This window comes from Thioalkalivibrio sp. ALE12 (assembly GCF_000381105.1).
Classification (GTDB): Bacteria; Pseudomonadota; Gammaproteobacteria; order Ectothiorhodospirales; family Ectothiorhodospiraceae; genus Thioalkalivibrio.
In genome coordinates this window covers 374,824-388,626 of sequence record NZ_KB905906.1, presented here as the reverse complement: position 1 = coordinate 388,626, position 13,803 = coordinate 374,824, and the positions used below count along the sequence as shown (strand labels likewise).

Here is a 13,803-nt window from a genome sequence, read left to right as displayed (position 1 = left end):
CCCGGTGCGGCGTTCACGCCAAGCGGGCCGTGCTGATCAAATGGAATCCGGATTGGCGGCCTTGCGCCGCGCGTCCTCGCGGCTGATCACGCCCTGCGCGAGCATGTCCTTCAGGCACTGGTCGAGCGTCTGCATGCCGGTGCCGGCGCTGGTCTGGATGGTCGAGTACATCTGCGCGATCTTGTTCTCGCGGATCAGGTTCCGGATCGCCGGCGTGCCGAGCATGATCTCGTGCGCCGCGATCCGGCCGCCACCGATCTTCTTCATCAGGGTCTGCGCGATGACCGCGCGCAGCGACTCCGACAGCATCGCGCGGACCATGTCCTTCTCCGCCGCCGGGAACACGTCGACGATACGGTCGATGGTCTTGGCCGCGGAGCTTGTATGCAGGGTGCCGAACACCAGGTGCCCGGTCTCGGCCGCGGTCAGCGCCAGGCGGATCGTCTCGAGGTCACGCAGCTCGCCCACCAGAATCGTGTCCGGGTCCTCGCGCAGCGCCGAACGCAGGGCCTCGCTGAAACCGTGGGTATCGCGGTGCACCTCGCGCTGGTTGACCAGCGACTTCTTCGATTCGTGCACGAACTCGATCGGGTCCTCGATGGTGAGGATATGCCCGTAGTCGTTCTCGTTGCGGTGGTTGACCATGCCCGCCAGCGTGGTGGACTTGCCCGAGCCGGTGGGGCCGGTGACCAGCACGATGCCGCGCGGGTAGTTCGAGATCTCCTCGAAGATGCGCGGGGCGCCCAGCTCTTCGAGGGTCAGGACCTTGGAGGGGATGGTCCGGAACACCGCGGCCGCGCCGCGGTCCTGGTTGAAGGCATTGACACGGAAGCGCGCCAGCCCGGAGACCTCGAACGAGAAGTCCGTCTCCAGGAACTCCTCGTAGTCCTTGCGCTGACGGTCGTTCATGATGTCGTAGATCAGGCCCTGGACCTCTTTGTGGTCCATGACCGGCACATTCACCCGGCGCATGTCGCCGTCGATGCGCACCATCGGCGGCATGCCGGCGGAGATGTGCAGGTCCGAGGCCCCGTTCTTGACCGCGAAGGCCAGCAACTGCGTGATATCCATGCATCCCCCTGTTGTCGGGCGCCACGCCAAGGCGCGCCAGCACCCGGGTGGCAGCCGCAACCACCACGCCCTGTCGCTTGATGAAGGGCCGCGTAAAAATCCGCGGTGACCTTGTGTTCTTCCGGACTATATCATAGGGAAATGACCACACCAGACCATGCCCTGAGCGCCGTTCGGACCCGTATCGAGGCCGCCTGCCGCGAGGCCGGACGCGACCCGGATACGGTCCGGCTGCTGGCCGTCAGCAAGACGCGCGACGCGGACGAGATCCGCGCCCTGCACGCCTGCGGCCAGTCTGCGTTCGGCGAGAACTACGTGCCCGAACTGGTGGACAAGTACGACGCCCTGGAGGCACCCCCCGCGCCGCTCGGACTCGAATGGCACTTCATCGGCGCACTGCAGGGCAACAAGACCCGCGCGGTGGCCGAGCGGGCGGCCTGGGTGCATACCGTCGATCGCGAACGCATCGCGCGGCGCCTGTCGGACCAGCGCCCCGCGGGCCTGCCGCCGCTGCAGGTCTGTCTGCAGGTCAACATCAGCGAGGAACCGCAGAAGGCCGGCGTGGCGCCCGCCGAGGCCGCCACCCTGGCCGATGCCGTGCGTGACCTGCCGGGCCTGGAACTGCGCGGCCTGATGGCCATCCCCGCCGCCGAGGACGACCCGCGGCGCCAGCGGGAACCCTTTGCGCGCCTGCGCGCCCTGCGCGATACCCTGAACAGCCAGGGGCATACCCTCGACACCCTGTCCATGGGCATGTCCGGCGATCTCGAGGCCGCGATCCTCGAAGGCGCCACCCTGGTGCGGGTCGGCACCGCCCTGTTCGGCCCGCGTCCACCCAAATAAGGAGTCTGCATGACGGAACACCGCTTCGAGGTCGGCTTCATCGGGGCCGGCAACATGGGCGAGGCCCTGATCCAGGGGCTGGTCCAGTCCGGCCACGCCGCCGAACGCATCGCGATCGCAGACAAGAGCGCCGAGCGCGTGCGCGACCTGCAGGCCCGCTACCCGGGTCTGGCCAGCGCCGAGGCCACGGAACTGGCCGCCGAAGCCGCCACCCTGGTCCTCGCCGTCAAGCCGCAGACCCTGCCGGATCTGGCCCCGACCCTGCGCGAGGCGGTGTCCCGCGGCGAGCCCCTGGTGATCTCCGTGGCCGCCGGCATCACCACGGCCCAGCTGGCCGGCTGGCTGGGCGACGCCACGCGCCTGGTCCGGGCGATGCCGAACACCCCGGCCTTGGTGGGCGCCGGGGTCACCGGGCTGTACGCCGCCCCCACCGCCGGCCCCGCGGACCACACCACCGCGACCCGGCTACTGGAAGCGGTCGGACGCGCGATCTGGGTCGAGGACGAGGAGCAGATGCACGCGGTGACCGCCACCTCCGGCAGCGGGCCTGCCTACGTGTTCCTGATGATCGAGGCCATGCAGGAGGCGGCGCAGTCGCTGGGCCTGCCGGCCGATACCGCACTGGAGCTGACCCTGGGGACCCTCGCCGGCGCCACCCGCCTGGCCACCGAGAGCGACGAGAGCGCTGCCGAACTGCGCCACCGCGTGACCTCCCCCGGGGGCACCACTGAACGCGCCCTGCAGGTACTGGAGGACGGCGACCTGCGCGACCTGATGCGCCGCGCAATGACCGCGGCCGCCGACCGCTCCCGCGAACTCGGCCGCTGAAACCCCAGGGAGACGCTGATTTAATCGCACGTCCGCGCTCGAGTCGCTTTTGGGTGCGAACAAGGCGCGGTGACTGCCGTGCAGCCATTCTGCACAAGGGAACCGCAACGCCGTGCGCGCGCCCGTTTTTGATCAACAACGGGCGGCCGATCCCCTGCTTTCAATAGCTTGTGGGGTTGGTGCCCCCCGATTCTGAATGAATATGGCCCGATCCTGCGTTGCGCCGCTTGCGGGTAGAACCACTACCCGCTGCACGACACGCCTTGTCTCGGAACGATTGTCTCGAACAACTGGGGGGGCACCAACGCGGACGTGCGATTAAGTCAGCGTCTCCCTAGTTCACCACGGAGCGCACGAAGGCACGAAGAAGGGCCAGGTCAAGAGCGATTCACAGGAAGTTCGGAAGGAGGAAAATGGGTTGGGGGCTGAGGCCGGCGCCAGCCGCGACCGCAAAGGCAAAAGCGCGGGGCCGCGCCCCGCAGCCGCCCCACAAGACCTCTTCCTGACTTCCCTTCTTCCTGTAAACCCGCCCTTGACCTTCTTCGTGCCTTCGTGAGCTTCGTGGTAAAACCGCCCTTGCCTTTCAAAGTCTCGACGTGGGCCGTCAGCGCAGTTCGGCGAGGAGCTGGCGGATCATGCGCTCGGCCTGGGCGCCGTAGCCGCCGCCGAACAAGTGGTCGTGATTGAGGATGTGGTAGAGGTTGTAGAGCGTACGGCGCACGCCATAGCCCGGGTCGATGGGCAGGATCTCCTCGTACGCGGCCACGAAGTCCTGGCCGGGGTGGCCGAACAGCTCCATCATTGCCAGATCGGCCTCGCGGTCGCCGTAGTACACCGCCGGATCAAAGATCGTCGCGCGCCCGTCCGCCAGGAATCCCCAGTTGCCGCTCCACAGGTCGCCGTGCAGCAGCGATGGCTCGGGCCGGTAGTCGACGAAGAAGCCGTCCAGGGAGGCCTCCAGCTCCTCCAGCGCTCCCAGCAACGAGAGCGAGGCCCCGCGCTCGCGCGCCAGCCGGCGCTGGAAGCCCAGGCGCTCGTCGCGATAGAACGAGACCCAGTCGTCGTGCTCGGTATTCGACTGCGGGGTGCTGCCGATGAAGTTGTCGTGATCCAGCCCGAAGCGCGTCCGGGTCTTCCGGTGCATGTCGGCGATCCCGTGCCCCAGGGCCACACCGTCGCGACGCCCGCCCAGCGCGAGATCCTCCATCACCAGGAAGTGGGTACTGCCGGCGGAGCCAGTCCCCACCACCTCGGGGATCTTCAGCCGTTCGCAGCGCGCGAGTTCTTCCAGGCCGCGCGCCTCGGCGGCGAACATCGCGGCGCCATCGCCCCCGCTCAGCTTGACGAAGAAGCGACGCCCGTCGGTCCCGGTCAGGCGCTGCGCCTGGTTGATGGAGCCCCCGGAACAGGCCTGGCTTCCTGTCGGCTCGAACGGCGTTCCGGTATGGTCGGCAATGCACTGGGCCACCGCCGCCGTCACGGCATCGGGGCCCGCTGAATCGAATCGGTTCATCCTCGGCATCCGGGTTGCTCTGCAACATGCAGGGTACCGGCTGACGCAGGATTCGTCAGGAGACCCCCATGGCCTTTCGCAAGCTCGAACCCCTGTGCGACAAGATCGGCGCCGAGCGCATCCGCGCGGTGATCGACGACTTCTACCGCCGCCTCTCGGCCGACCCCGAGATCGGTCATCACTTCGAGCGCATTCAGGACTTCCCGGATCACGTGAACCGGATCGCCGATTTCTGGTACCAGAACCTGGGCGGGCGCCTGGAACAGCCGCCGACCATCGACATGGTCGGCAAGCACGCGCCGCTGAACCTGACCGAGGCCGACCTGGCCATCTGGATGCGCCACTTCAAGGCCACCACCGAAGAACACCTGGAGGCCCCGCTGGCGGCCGAATGGCAGCAACTGGCCGACGGCATCGCCAGCCGCATGCGCGAGGACATCATCCGCGGCTAGTTCCAGCACCCTGTTCTTCACCACGAAGCGCACGAAGACACGAAGAAGGTCAAGGGCAGTTTTACAGGAAGAAGGGAAGTCAGGAAGAGGTCTTGTGGGGCGGCTGCGGGGGCGGCCCCGCGCTGTTGCCTTTGCGGTCGCGGCTGACGCCAGCACCCAGCGGCGGCCCCAGCCCCTCAACCCATTTCCCTACTTCCGATCTTCCAACCTTCCTGTGAATCGCTTTTGACCTGGCCCTTCTTCGTGCCTTCGTGGGCTTCGTGGTGAACAAACGCCCTAGCAAGCGTTGTCGGTGTAGCCCGGGGCGTCGCAGAAGGCGCGGCTGAGGGTGATGCCCGCATCGCCCGGCAGGGCGGCCAGGTGGCGTTCGCGGCTGGCGGCCAGGCGGTCCTGCGGCGTGACTGGATACAGCAGCGTGGACAGCGACGGCGGCTCCTGCCCCAGGCGCACCGCGTACAGGATACGGTAGGCAAACACCCGGCGAATGTAATCGCGGGTCTCGGAGAACGGGATCAGTTCGGCCCAGATATCCGGGTCCATCGCCCGATCCTCCGGCAGCCAGGAACGCACGCGGTGGGCCCCGGCGTTGTAGGCCGCGGTGGACAGCAGGCTGTGACCGCCAAAGCGGTCGAGGTTGCGCCGCAGGTAGTAGGTCCCGAGCCGGGCGTTGGTCGCCGGGTCGAGGATGTCCCAGTCGGAGTTCACCCGTACCCCGGCCGCCGAGGCGATCGAGCGGCCGGTCGCCGGCATCACCTGCATGATCCCCAGCGCGCCGGCCCCGGAACGCACGTCATGCAGGAACGCGCTCTCCTGGCGCGCGATGGCCATGGCCCAGGCCGGGTCGATGGCCTGTTCGCGGGCCCCGGTCACGATGAGGTCGTCAAAGGCCAGCGGGAAACGCAGCTCGATATCGTCCCAGTTACGCGCCCGCGCGGCGGTGAAGATGGCACGGTCATGCCAGCCCCAGTCGGCGAAGGTGCGCGCCGCCGACTCCAGTTCCGGCGTATCCCAGCCCGCGATGGCATGGGTCCACTCGCGGCGGGCCTCGGCGTAGCGATCCAGGCGAACCAGCTCGCGCATGCGCTGCATGCCGGCATGCTCACGCATGGCCGCCCGGCGCCCGTCGTCCAGCACCAGGGGCTCATGCCCGATGCGGTAGGGCTGGCCCAGCCGGTCAGCGGCCAGGAAGCCGTGGAAGTTCCGCTCGCGGGCGGCGCGCTCGTAGAAGCGCCGGGCAGCCTCCAGCGACTCGGTCTGCTCCAGCGCCCGGGCGTACCAGTACTGCCACGCCGCCTCGTCACGCACGTCGCGATCCATAGCCCGGATCGCATCCATCACCGTCGCCCAGTCGCGCTCGTACAGGGCCGCCCGCACCTGCCACTGGCGCAACTGGGTATCGAACACCTCGGGTTCCAGGCGGGCCATGAAGTCCAGGGCCTCGGGGCGATAGCGCAGGGCCAGACGCAGGGCAAGTGCGTGCTGCACGCGCCCGGCGGCCTCGGTCGACAGCCCGAGCGCGTCTCCGGACGCCTCCCACCCCTCCAGCGCGGCGTCCAGATCCTGCCGGACCCAGCGGGTAAAGGCCCGCTCCAGCAGCGCCTCGGCCGAGCGGTGATCGTCGGCCTGGAAGTCGACCTCCACCACCCGCGCGGGGCGGCTGGCCAGGTCCAGCCAGCGTTCCGCCCAGCGGCGATCGGCATCCGCCAGATAGCGCCGCAGATAACGGGCAAGACCGGTCTGGCCAGCCTTTACGGCAAGCTCGAAACGCTCCCAGGCAAGCTCGCCGGTCAGACCGTCGGCGTCGCGCCAGGCGGCCAGCACGGGGTCGCAGGCGGACGGACGGGATTGTCCGTGCAACCAGATGGACTCCATGTCTTCCAGCGCGGCATCGCGGTCGCCGGCCTTCAAGAGCGCCTGGCGCCGATAGCAGTCCTGCTCGACCGACAGCGACGGCTTCGCCCCGGTGGCCGCGACAAACTCAAGGTAGTCCTCCCACTGCTCCTCGCGCGCGAGGTGCGTCAGGTAACTACTGCGCAGCCGCGCGGCCAGCGGGGTGTCGTCATGTTCGCGCACGAAGTCGCGCACGGCGTCCGCTTCGGCGCGACCGAGATTGCGCGCGAGTTCGCGGTAATCCAGATAGGGGGTCAGCGGATAGCCGGTCAGGGTGCTGCGCGCGGCGCGGTAGGCGGTCATGTCGCCCCGGTTCAGCGCCCGCTCCGCCAGCAGGAACAGACTGCGCTCGAAGACGTAGCGGTCGTCCTCCGCGGCCGCCGCCGGCAGCGACGCGGCCAAAGCCAGCAACAGGCCGGCGAGCCCGACGATTACGTTCCTGGAAAGGCGCATGCCCTGCCCTCGCTTCAATGGTTGTTCATCATCGGCCAGCCCCGGGGCGCTTGCAACGGCTTCCGGGCGGTTTCGCGGGGGCATGTCGGCAGATCCGGCAAGAAGCGGCTCTGGATCAGGAATCCAGCACGCGAACCTCGCCGCGCGCCAGGCCGTCGAGGGTCCACGATCCGACCCGGTAGCGCACCAGACGCAGGGTCGGGTGACCCACTGCTGCGGTCATCCGGCGCACCTGGCGATTGCGCCCCTCGCGCAGGGTGATGGCCAGCCAGCGGGTCGGGATATGGCGGCGGAAACGCACCGGCGGATCCCGCTCCGGAAGATCCGGTGGATCCATGCGCTCCACCTTCGCCGGGCGCGTGAGGCCATCCTTCAGCTCGACGCCCTCGCGCAGGGCAGCGAGCGCGGCATCGTCGGGCTCGCCCTCGACCTGGACCCAGTAGGTCTTGCTGGTCTTGTGGCGTGGCTGAGTCAGGCGGGCATTCAGGCGGCCGTCGTCGGTCAGGACCATCAGGCCCTCGCTGTCGCGATCCAGGCGTCCGGCCGGGTAGACGCCGGGGATTTCGATGTAGTCGGCCAGCGTCGGCCGCCCCTCGGGGTCGGTGAACTGCGGCAGCACACCCCAGGGCTTGTGGAACAGGACAATCCGGGCCATGAACGGCGCGTCAGTCGCAGCGCAGGGTGACGCGCTCGGCGAAGTAGCGACCGAGGTCGTAATCGACGCTGGCGCCGTAGTCCAGCGCCATCGCGCGCGCCACCATGGCCGGATCCGGGCGCGGACGCTCGAGCTGCGCCTGGCAGGTCGCATCCACCAGGCCGGAGGCATCGACAATGCGCGTGCCGTGCGGCTCCTGGTGCAGGATCTCGATGAAATACGTCGGGTCGTAGACCTTGTACTCCAGCGGCGCGACGGCGGGATCCACGGGGGTCTCCAGCTCCAGCCGGAAGCGGAAGTGCAGCAGCCCGTCCTCCATCGCCATGCGCGGTTCCGCGGCGGCGGCGATGCCGATCGCGTCGTCCGCCACCTGCAGATGGCTGTACCAGCGGTACTCGGCGAGGTTGTCCAGGATCTCGCGGGCCAGCCCCTGCAGGCGCGCCTCCGGGGTATCCCCCGGCTGATGCTCCTGGGCATCGTCGTAGAGATATTGCCCGTAGGTCGGATCGAAGCGCCAGTGGTGGAGCATGTGGGTGATCTGCCCCGTGGCGTCGCGCTCGAAGCTGACGCGCAGGTCGATCCACGCATGCGGGTGGGCCTGCGCAGCGGCCGGCAGCAACAACGCCATCAGGATCAGGATCGCGGGGACTATCCGGCTTGCGGTCATGCGGTCTGTCTCGTTTCGGCGCCGGCCCAGGCAGTGGTGGCGGCCAGTAGCGGTGCATGATAGGTCGGGGCCACCCCCAGATCCCGGAGCCAGACCGCTGCATCCGGGTCGGGGCCCCGGGGCAGCATCTGGCCGACCGCCGGCAGCCCCGGGATCCGGTCGTCGAGACCCGTCAGCCGGCGCGCACGGCGCAGGCGGTCGGCCGCCGCGGCGATGGCCGCGGCGACCGCCGGGGCGCGGCGGATATTGCAGCGGGCAACCGCCGCCGGGTCCGCCAGCACGGTGTCGAGGTCGCGCAGCCGGCGCAGGATGCGCGAGGCGGTTTTCGGGCCGACCCCATCGATCCCCGGAATGTTGTCGCTGGCGTCCCCGGCCAGCGCCAGCATGTCCGCGACCTGTTCCGGCCGAATGCGGAAGCGCTTCTCGATCGCGCGGCGATCCAGGTCGGTGCCGCGTTCCGGGTCATGCAGCCGGTCCGCATCACCCAGAATGACCTGGGTCAGATCCTTGTCCGCACTCTTCACGTCGATGCGATACCCGGCCGCGCGGCCGGAGCGGGCCAGACTGGCGATCAGGTCATCGGCCTCGTATTCCGGGTCGGCCAGAGTCGTGAAGCCGAGCCTTCCCAGAAGCTCGCGGATCCGTTCGAACTGCTCGCGCAGCTCCGGCGGTGCCGGCGGGCGATGGGCCTTGTAGGCCGGATCGATGCGGTGACGAAAGCCCCGGCGCAGCCCGGTGTCGAGGCAGAACGCCACGGGCCCCGGCGCGCAGGCCGGCAACCACTGACAGAGCGAATGGACCAGGCCGTGCAGCGCGCCGCCCGGGCGGCCCTGCGGGTCGGGATCCAGGCCGCGCGCGAACCAGGCACGGAAGACGAAGATGCTGCTGTCGATCAGCGTCAGGGTCGGCCGTGGCACATCCGGGACCGGCGCGGATTCAGGCGAGGCGTTCAAGGTCCTTCCGCACCCCGGCGATCGACTGGTCGAAGGCGGCGCGCTCCGCGGCATTCAGGTCCAGCTCGATCGCCCGTTCCATGCCGCCCTGACCCAGAATGCAGGGCACGCCCATGGCAACATCGCGCTCGCCGTACTCGCCGTCCAGCAGCGCAACCGTGGGCAGCACCCGGCGCCGGTCCAGGGCGATCGCCTCGACCATCTCGGCGATGGCCGCGGCCGGGGCGCCGTAGGCGCTGGAGGTCTGTTTCAGGGCGAGGATCTCGGCCCCGCCGTGGCGGGTGCGCTCGACGATGTTGTCCAGCGCGGCCTGATCCATGAAGTGATGCAGCGGCACCCCGTTGACCGAGGAATAGCGCAGCATCGGGACCATCGCATCGCCATGGCCGCCCAGTACCAGCGCCTGGATGTCGTGGGTGGACAACCCGGTCTCCAGCGCAATGAAGGCGGCCATGCGCGAAGTATCCAGCACCCCGGCCTGGCCGAATATCCGGTCGCGGCTCCAGCCGGTCTTCTGCCAGGCGCGGTAGGTCAGCACGTCCACCGGGTTGGAGACCACCAGGATGCGGCTCTGCGGGGCATGGACCAGGATGTCCTGCAGGATCAGGTCGAGGATCTCGACGTTCTTGTCCAGCACGTCGGAGCGCGACATGCCGGGCTTGCGCGGCAACCCGGCCGTGATGATCACCAGTTCGGCACCGGCGATCACCGAGGGCTCGTGGCTGCCGCTCAGCCGGGTGTCGAAGCGCAGCAGCGGGGCGGTCTCCTGGATATCCAGGGCAGCACCGGCCGCCGCGCCCTCGCGCACATCCAGCAACGCGATCTCGCGGGCGACATCACGCCGCGCAAGGAACTGGGCGGTGGATTCACCGACGCGCCCGGCGCCGACGATGGCGATCTTCTGCATGCGCTGCTCCTCCTCTGCGGTTGGGGCGGGCTACAAGCGGGCGACCCCGCTGTCGCGGGCAGCCTGACTGATCGCCTGTGGCACGGTATCGATCAGGCGCGGATCGAACGGGGTCGGCAGGATGTAGTGCGGGCCGAACTCGAGCGCATCCCGCCCGTAGGCATCCAGCACGGACTGCGGTACCGGCTCGCGGGCCAGCCCGGCGAGCGCGTGGACCGCCGCGACCAGCATCTCGTCGTTGATGGTCCGCGCGCGCACATCCAGCGCGCCGCGGAAGATGAACGGGAAGCCGAGCACGTTGTTCACCTGATTCGGGTAGTCCGAACGCCCGGTGGCCATGATCAGGTCATCGCGGGTCTCGTGCGCAAGCTCCGGGCGGATCTCCGGGTCCGGGTTGGACAGCGCGAAGACCACCGGCTTCGGCGCCATGGACCGCAGCATCTCCGGGGTCAGCAGGTCCGGACCGGACAGGCCGATGAAGACATCGGCGTCACGGCAGGCATCCGCCAGACTGCGCGCCTCGGTGTCCACCGCGAAGATCTGCTTGTACTCGTTCAGGTCGTCGCGCTGGCTGTGGATCACGCCCTTGCGATCCACCATGTACAGGTTCTTCTTGGCCGCGCCCAGGCGGACCAGCAACTGCATGGAGGCGATCCCGGCGGCGCCCGCGCCGACGCAGACGATCTTCGCCTCACTGAGCTTCTTGCCCTGGATCTCCAGCGCGTTGACCAGGCCGGCCGCGGTGATGATCGCAGTGCCGTGCTGATCATCGTGGAAGACCGGGATGTCCAGGCGCTCGGACAGGCGACGCTCGATCTCGAAGCAGTGCGGCGCCGCGATATCCTCGAGGTTGATGCCGCCGAACCCGCCGGCGATGCGCGCGACGGTGTTGATGAAGTCCTCCGGCTGCGGGGCGTCCACCTCGATATCGAAGACGTCGATATTGGCGAAGGTCTTGAACAGCACGCCCTTGCCCTCCATCACCGGCTTGGAGGCCAGGGCACCGACGTTACCCAGCCCCAGCACGGCGGTCCCGTCGGTGATCACCGCGACCAGATTGCCCTTGCCGGTATAGCGATAGGCCAGCTCCGGATCCTCGGCGATCGCGCGCACCGGCGCGGCGACACCCGGCGAGTAGGCCAGGGAGAGGTCGTCCTGGGTCGCCGTGGGCTTGGTGACCTGGATGGCCAGTTTTCCGGCCGGCTGCTGCTCGTGGTACTCCAGCGCACGCTGATTGAAATCCTTGGACATGGTGTAGCGGGGCCTTTTTTCGATCGGGAACAAATAAACGGCGTGCCGCCCGGCGCGAGTCCGGGCGACGGGAGAGATCCTTCAGTTGACCGGGTGCGTGGGGACGCGGCTGTTGCGCGCCTCTTCGTACAGTGGCCGGAAGCGATCGGCCATCCGGGTGAGGTCACGCTGGCGCGACTCCGGCGCCGGGTGGGTACTGAGGAAGACCGGGTGGCGCCCGTTGGACTGGGCCGCCATCTTGCGCCACAGGCTCGCCGCGGCGTCGGGGTTATAACCCGCGCGGGCCGCCAGCTCCATACCGATCTCGTCGGCCTCGGCCTCCATCGCGCGACTGTGCGGCAGCTGGACCGCCAGTGCCGCGCCCAGCGCCGCCCCGGTCAGGGCAATCTGCGAACGATCCCCCGTCATGGCGTAGCCGGCAACCGCCATGTTGCTGGCCAGCGCCACCGACATCTTCTCCGCGGTGTGGGCCGACAGCGCATGGGCGATCTCGTGCCCGATGATCTGGGCCAGTTCGTCGTCGGTCAGCTCCAGCTGCTCGATGATGCCCGAGTAGATCGCCATCTTGCCGCCCGCCATGGCGAACGCGTTGATGGTGTCGGGGGCCTCGATGACCACGATCTCCCAGTCCCAGTCCGCGGTCTCGGAGCGGTACTTCACGGCCTGGGCGACGACCTTTTCGGTAATGCCATGCACTCGCGCGGTCATCTCGGGGTCGGCATTGATCCGGCCTTCCTCCCGTGCCGGTGCCAGCATCTCCACGTAGGCGGTACGCGAGGCACTGATGGCCTGGCTCTCGGAGACCAGCATCAGCTGCGAGCGACCGGTCACCGGGTTGGTGGTGCACCCGGGGATCGCCACCGCAAGGCCACCGGCAACCAGCACCGCCAGGAGCAGAGAGCCCAGGCGACCGCGGACCGGCCGCCACGACTTGGGAAACGCACGCATTATTCCAGCACCTCGCTAGTCCTCTACCTCGAGATCGAGCGGATGCCGAATGCGCATCCGGAGTCGGTCTCTCCAAGGATACACCTGACCGCGCGCGACCACCGCCTCACCGATCAAGGATTCGGGATCCAGCTCGGGCCAATGATCGCGGTCATCCCCGCGGATCAGCAAATCCAGGGGGCCCTCCAGCACCAGCACCCAGTGGCGCCCGGTCGCGCGCACCGCGGTCACCTCGGCCATCACCCGCAGCCGGCCCTGACGCAGCGCGCCATCCAGCGGGTCCAGCACCCGGGCGGGCATGGCCGCCGGGCGCTCCAGCCACAGCCCCCGTTCTGCGGCTCGCGCCTCGGCCTCGGCCGCGTACAGGCAGGCATCCAGCGGCACCGGTCGCGGCCCCGGCCGCGGCATCGCCGCGCCCGCCGCGATCAGATCCGCCGCCAGCAAGGCGCCATCTTCACTCCAGGCATGCATGCGCGGGGTACCTCCCGGGTCCCGCGCGGGGTCCGCGGGGCGCAGCTTCAGGCGCTGCCCCGCTGCAGCCAGGCGGGTTTCAAGGGCTTCACGTATTCCCTCATGCAGGCGCAGATCGCGCAGCGGAGTCAAGGCCTCCGGCAACGGGGCGGCCGGGGCCAGACCGATCAGGCGGATCGTCCGCCCATCGGCCAGGTGCAACCGGTCGAACCCCACGACACGCTCGACCTCGACCTCCTGCAACCCGCGCGGGTCCTGATCCGCCAGCCGGCACTCCGCCGCAGCCATTCCGGCCAGCAGCAGGAGCACGGCCCCCACAACGCAGACGAGGGCGCCCCGCAGGACGCCCTCGTCGGTTCGGACACGGCCCGCCATCGCGGTCACGCACCCGGTCGCGTTGCGCGCCTGACGGCGCGCCGCGGCTTCAGAATGCGAAGCGGCGGTTGAACTTGTCGACCTGGCCGGCGGTATCAACGATCTTCTGCTTGCCGGTGTAGAACGGGTGGCACTGCGAGCACACGTCCACATGCATCTCGTCGCCGGAGGCGAGAGTGGAGCGGGTCTCGAACTGCGTACCGCAGCTGCAGATAACCTTGACGTTGTGGTAGTTCGGATGGATGTCGGCTTTCATGGTCGGCTCACGCAGGTTCTGGCGAAAAGTCCAATAGGATAGCCGGCCCCGGGCCTTCAGCGCAAGACCGGTTTACGGTGCCATTTGGGCAGGGCATTTGAAATCCAGGCGGCAAACCCCTGAATGGCCACGTGGTTTTGCCCACCGAACAACCTGTGGATAACTTTGTGGGCGAATTGTCGCCCCCGGAACGAGACGCTCGCGGGACGTCAAGGGGCGCCGCCACCGATGAGACAAGAAACCCACGCAACACCTTGATCTCAATTGTTT

General features: G+C 68.7%; 14 protein-coding genes. 3 read left to right on the top strand and 11 right to left on the bottom strand.

Annotation, left to right across the window (positions count from 1 at the left end; genetic code table 11):
* Positions 1-36 precede the first annotated feature (36 nt).
* Entirely contained in the window at positions 37-1,071 is a 1,035-nt protein-coding gene (locus F614_RS0105150) for a type IV pilus twitching motility protein PilT (RefSeq protein WP_018865967.1), read from the bottom strand.
* 141 nt (positions 1,072-1,212) lie between these two features.
* Between F614_RS0105150 and F614_RS0105145 the strand changes: the two genes are divergently transcribed.
* The gene (locus tag F614_RS0105145) at positions 1,213-1,914 is read left to right on the top strand and encodes a YggS family pyridoxal phosphate-dependent enzyme (protein WP_019558411.1); all 702 of its coding nucleotides are present in this window, start codon (positions 1,213-1,215) and stop codon (positions 1,912-1,914) included.
* Positions 1,915-1,923: 9 nt separating this feature from the next.
* Positions 1,924-2,742: a pyrroline-5-carboxylate reductase gene (proC, locus tag F614_RS0105140; protein WP_019558410.1), complete on the top strand. Its 819-nt coding sequence runs from the start codon at positions 1,924-1,926 to the stop codon at positions 2,740-2,742.
* A 604-nt stretch (positions 2,743-3,346) separates the two neighbouring features.
* Here proC and F614_RS0105135 read toward each other — a convergent pair.
* Positions 3,347-4,255 carry a fructosamine kinase family protein gene (locus tag F614_RS0105135; RefSeq protein WP_019558409.1) on the bottom strand — a complete coding sequence of 303 codons (909 nt, stop codon included), beginning with the start codon at positions 4,253-4,255 and terminating at the stop codon, positions 3,347-3,349.
* A gap of 68 nt (positions 4,256-4,323) precedes the next feature.
* On the opposite strand from F614_RS0105135, the gene F614_RS0105130 reads away from it, so the two are divergent.
* Positions 4,324-4,707 carry a group III truncated hemoglobin gene (locus tag F614_RS0105130; RefSeq protein WP_018879352.1) on the top strand — a complete coding sequence of 128 codons (384 nt, stop codon included), beginning with the start codon at positions 4,324-4,326 and terminating at the stop codon, positions 4,705-4,707.
* Positions 4,708-4,983: 276 nt separating this feature from the next.
* Here F614_RS0105130 and F614_RS0105125 read toward each other — a convergent pair whose 3' ends face one another.
* From F614_RS0105125 to rpmE, 9 genes are all read right to left on the bottom strand, one after another.
* Entirely contained in the window at positions 4,984-7,050 is a 2,067-nt protein-coding gene (locus F614_RS0105125) for a transglycosylase SLT domain-containing protein (protein WP_038037215.1), read from the bottom strand.
* Between the two features lie 115 nt (positions 7,051-7,165).
* Positions 7,166-7,705 carry a pseudouridine synthase gene (locus F614_RS0105120; protein WP_018867776.1) on the bottom strand — a complete coding sequence of 180 codons (540 nt, stop codon included), beginning with the start codon at positions 7,703-7,705 and terminating at the stop codon, positions 7,166-7,168.
* Positions 7,706-7,715: 10 nt separating this feature from the next.
* Entirely contained in the window at positions 7,716-8,372 is a 657-nt protein-coding gene (locus tag F614_RS0105115) for a DUF1007 family protein (protein WP_019558407.1), read from the bottom strand.
* Complete coding sequence (locus F614_RS0105110) at positions 8,369-9,325, bottom strand: 5'-3' exonuclease H3TH domain-containing protein (RefSeq protein ID WP_019558406.1); 957 nt, start codon at positions 9,323-9,325, stop codon at positions 8,369-8,371. Before F614_RS0105110 ends, F614_RS0105115 begins: the two co-directional genes overlap by 4 nt.
* Positions 9,309-10,232 (bottom strand): malate dehydrogenase, encoded by a 924-nt coding sequence (gene mdh / locus F614_RS0105105; protein WP_018867773.1) that lies wholly within the window; start codon positions 10,230-10,232, stop codon positions 9,309-9,311. Before mdh ends, F614_RS0105110 begins: the two co-directional genes overlap by 17 nt.
* Positions 10,233-10,262: 30 nt before the next feature.
* Entirely contained in the window at positions 10,263-11,483 is a 1,221-nt protein-coding gene (locus tag F614_RS0105100; RefSeq protein WP_018867772.1) for a malic enzyme-like NAD(P)-binding protein, read from the bottom strand.
* An 81-nt stretch (positions 11,484-11,564) separates the two neighbouring features.
* Positions 11,565-12,431, bottom strand: a complete 867-nt coding sequence (locus F614_RS0105095) for a M48 family metallopeptidase (RefSeq protein ID WP_018867771.1) — start codon at positions 12,429-12,431, stop codon at positions 11,565-11,567.
* Between the two features lie 15 nt (positions 12,432-12,446).
* A complete protein-coding gene (locus F614_RS0105090; protein ID WP_019558405.1) occupies positions 12,447-13,277 on the bottom strand; it encodes a hypothetical protein in 831 nt (276 codons plus the stop codon).
* Positions 13,278-13,326: 49 nt separating this feature from the next.
* A complete protein-coding gene (gene rpmE / locus F614_RS0105085) occupies positions 13,327-13,533 on the bottom strand; it encodes a 50S ribosomal protein L31 (RefSeq protein ID WP_018867769.1) in 207 nt (68 codons plus the stop codon).
* Between the last annotated feature and the right edge of the window lie 270 nt (positions 13,534-13,803).

What these genes read in the sequence shown, in the direction of transcription:
- F614_RS0105150 (WP_018865967.1), bottom strand. Translation starts at nt 1,071, where the DNA reads ATGGATATCACGCAGTTGCTGGCCTTCGCGGTCAAGAACGGGGCCTCG.
- F614_RS0105145 (WP_019558411.1), top strand. Translation starts at nt 1,213, where the DNA reads ATGACCACACCAGACCATGCCCTGAGCGCCGTTCGGACCCGTATCGAG.
- proC (WP_019558410.1), top strand. Translation starts at nt 1,924, where the DNA reads ATGACGGAACACCGCTTCGAGGTCGGCTTCATCGGGGCCGGCAACATG.
- F614_RS0105135 (WP_019558409.1), bottom strand. Translation starts at nt 4,255, where the DNA reads ATGAACCGATTCGATTCAGCGGGCCCCGATGCCGTGACGGCGGCGGTG.
- F614_RS0105130 (WP_018879352.1), top strand. Translation starts at nt 4,324, where the DNA reads ATGGCCTTTCGCAAGCTCGAACCCCTGTGCGACAAGATCGGCGCCGAG.
- F614_RS0105125 (WP_038037215.1), bottom strand. Translation starts at nt 7,050, where the DNA reads ATGCGCCTTTCCAGGAACGTAATCGTCGGGCTCGCCGGCCTGTTGCTG.
- F614_RS0105120 (WP_018867776.1), bottom strand. Translation starts at nt 7,705, where the DNA reads ATGGCCCGGATTGTCCTGTTCCACAAGCCCTGGGGTGTGCTGCCGCAG.
- F614_RS0105115 (WP_019558407.1), bottom strand. Translation starts at nt 8,372, where the DNA reads ATGACCGCAAGCCGGATAGTCCCCGCGATCCTGATCCTGATGGCGTTG.
- mdh (WP_018867773.1), bottom strand. Translation starts at nt 10,232, where the DNA reads ATGCAGAAGATCGCCATCGTCGGCGCCGGGCGCGTCGGTGAATCCACC.
- F614_RS0105100 (WP_018867772.1), bottom strand. Translation starts at nt 11,483, where the DNA reads ATGTCCAAGGATTTCAATCAGCGTGCGCTGGAGTACCACGAGCAGCAG.
- F614_RS0105095 (WP_018867771.1), bottom strand. Translation starts at nt 12,431, where the DNA reads ATGCGTGCGTTTCCCAAGTCGTGGCGGCCGGTCCGCGGTCGCCTGGGC.
- F614_RS0105090 (WP_019558405.1), bottom strand. Translation starts at nt 13,277, where the DNA reads ATGGCGGGCCGTGTCCGAACCGACGAGGGCGTCCTGCGGGGCGCCCTC.
- rpmE (WP_018867769.1), bottom strand. Translation starts at nt 13,533, where the DNA reads ATGAAAGCCGACATCCATCCGAACTACCACAACGTCAAGGTTATCTGC.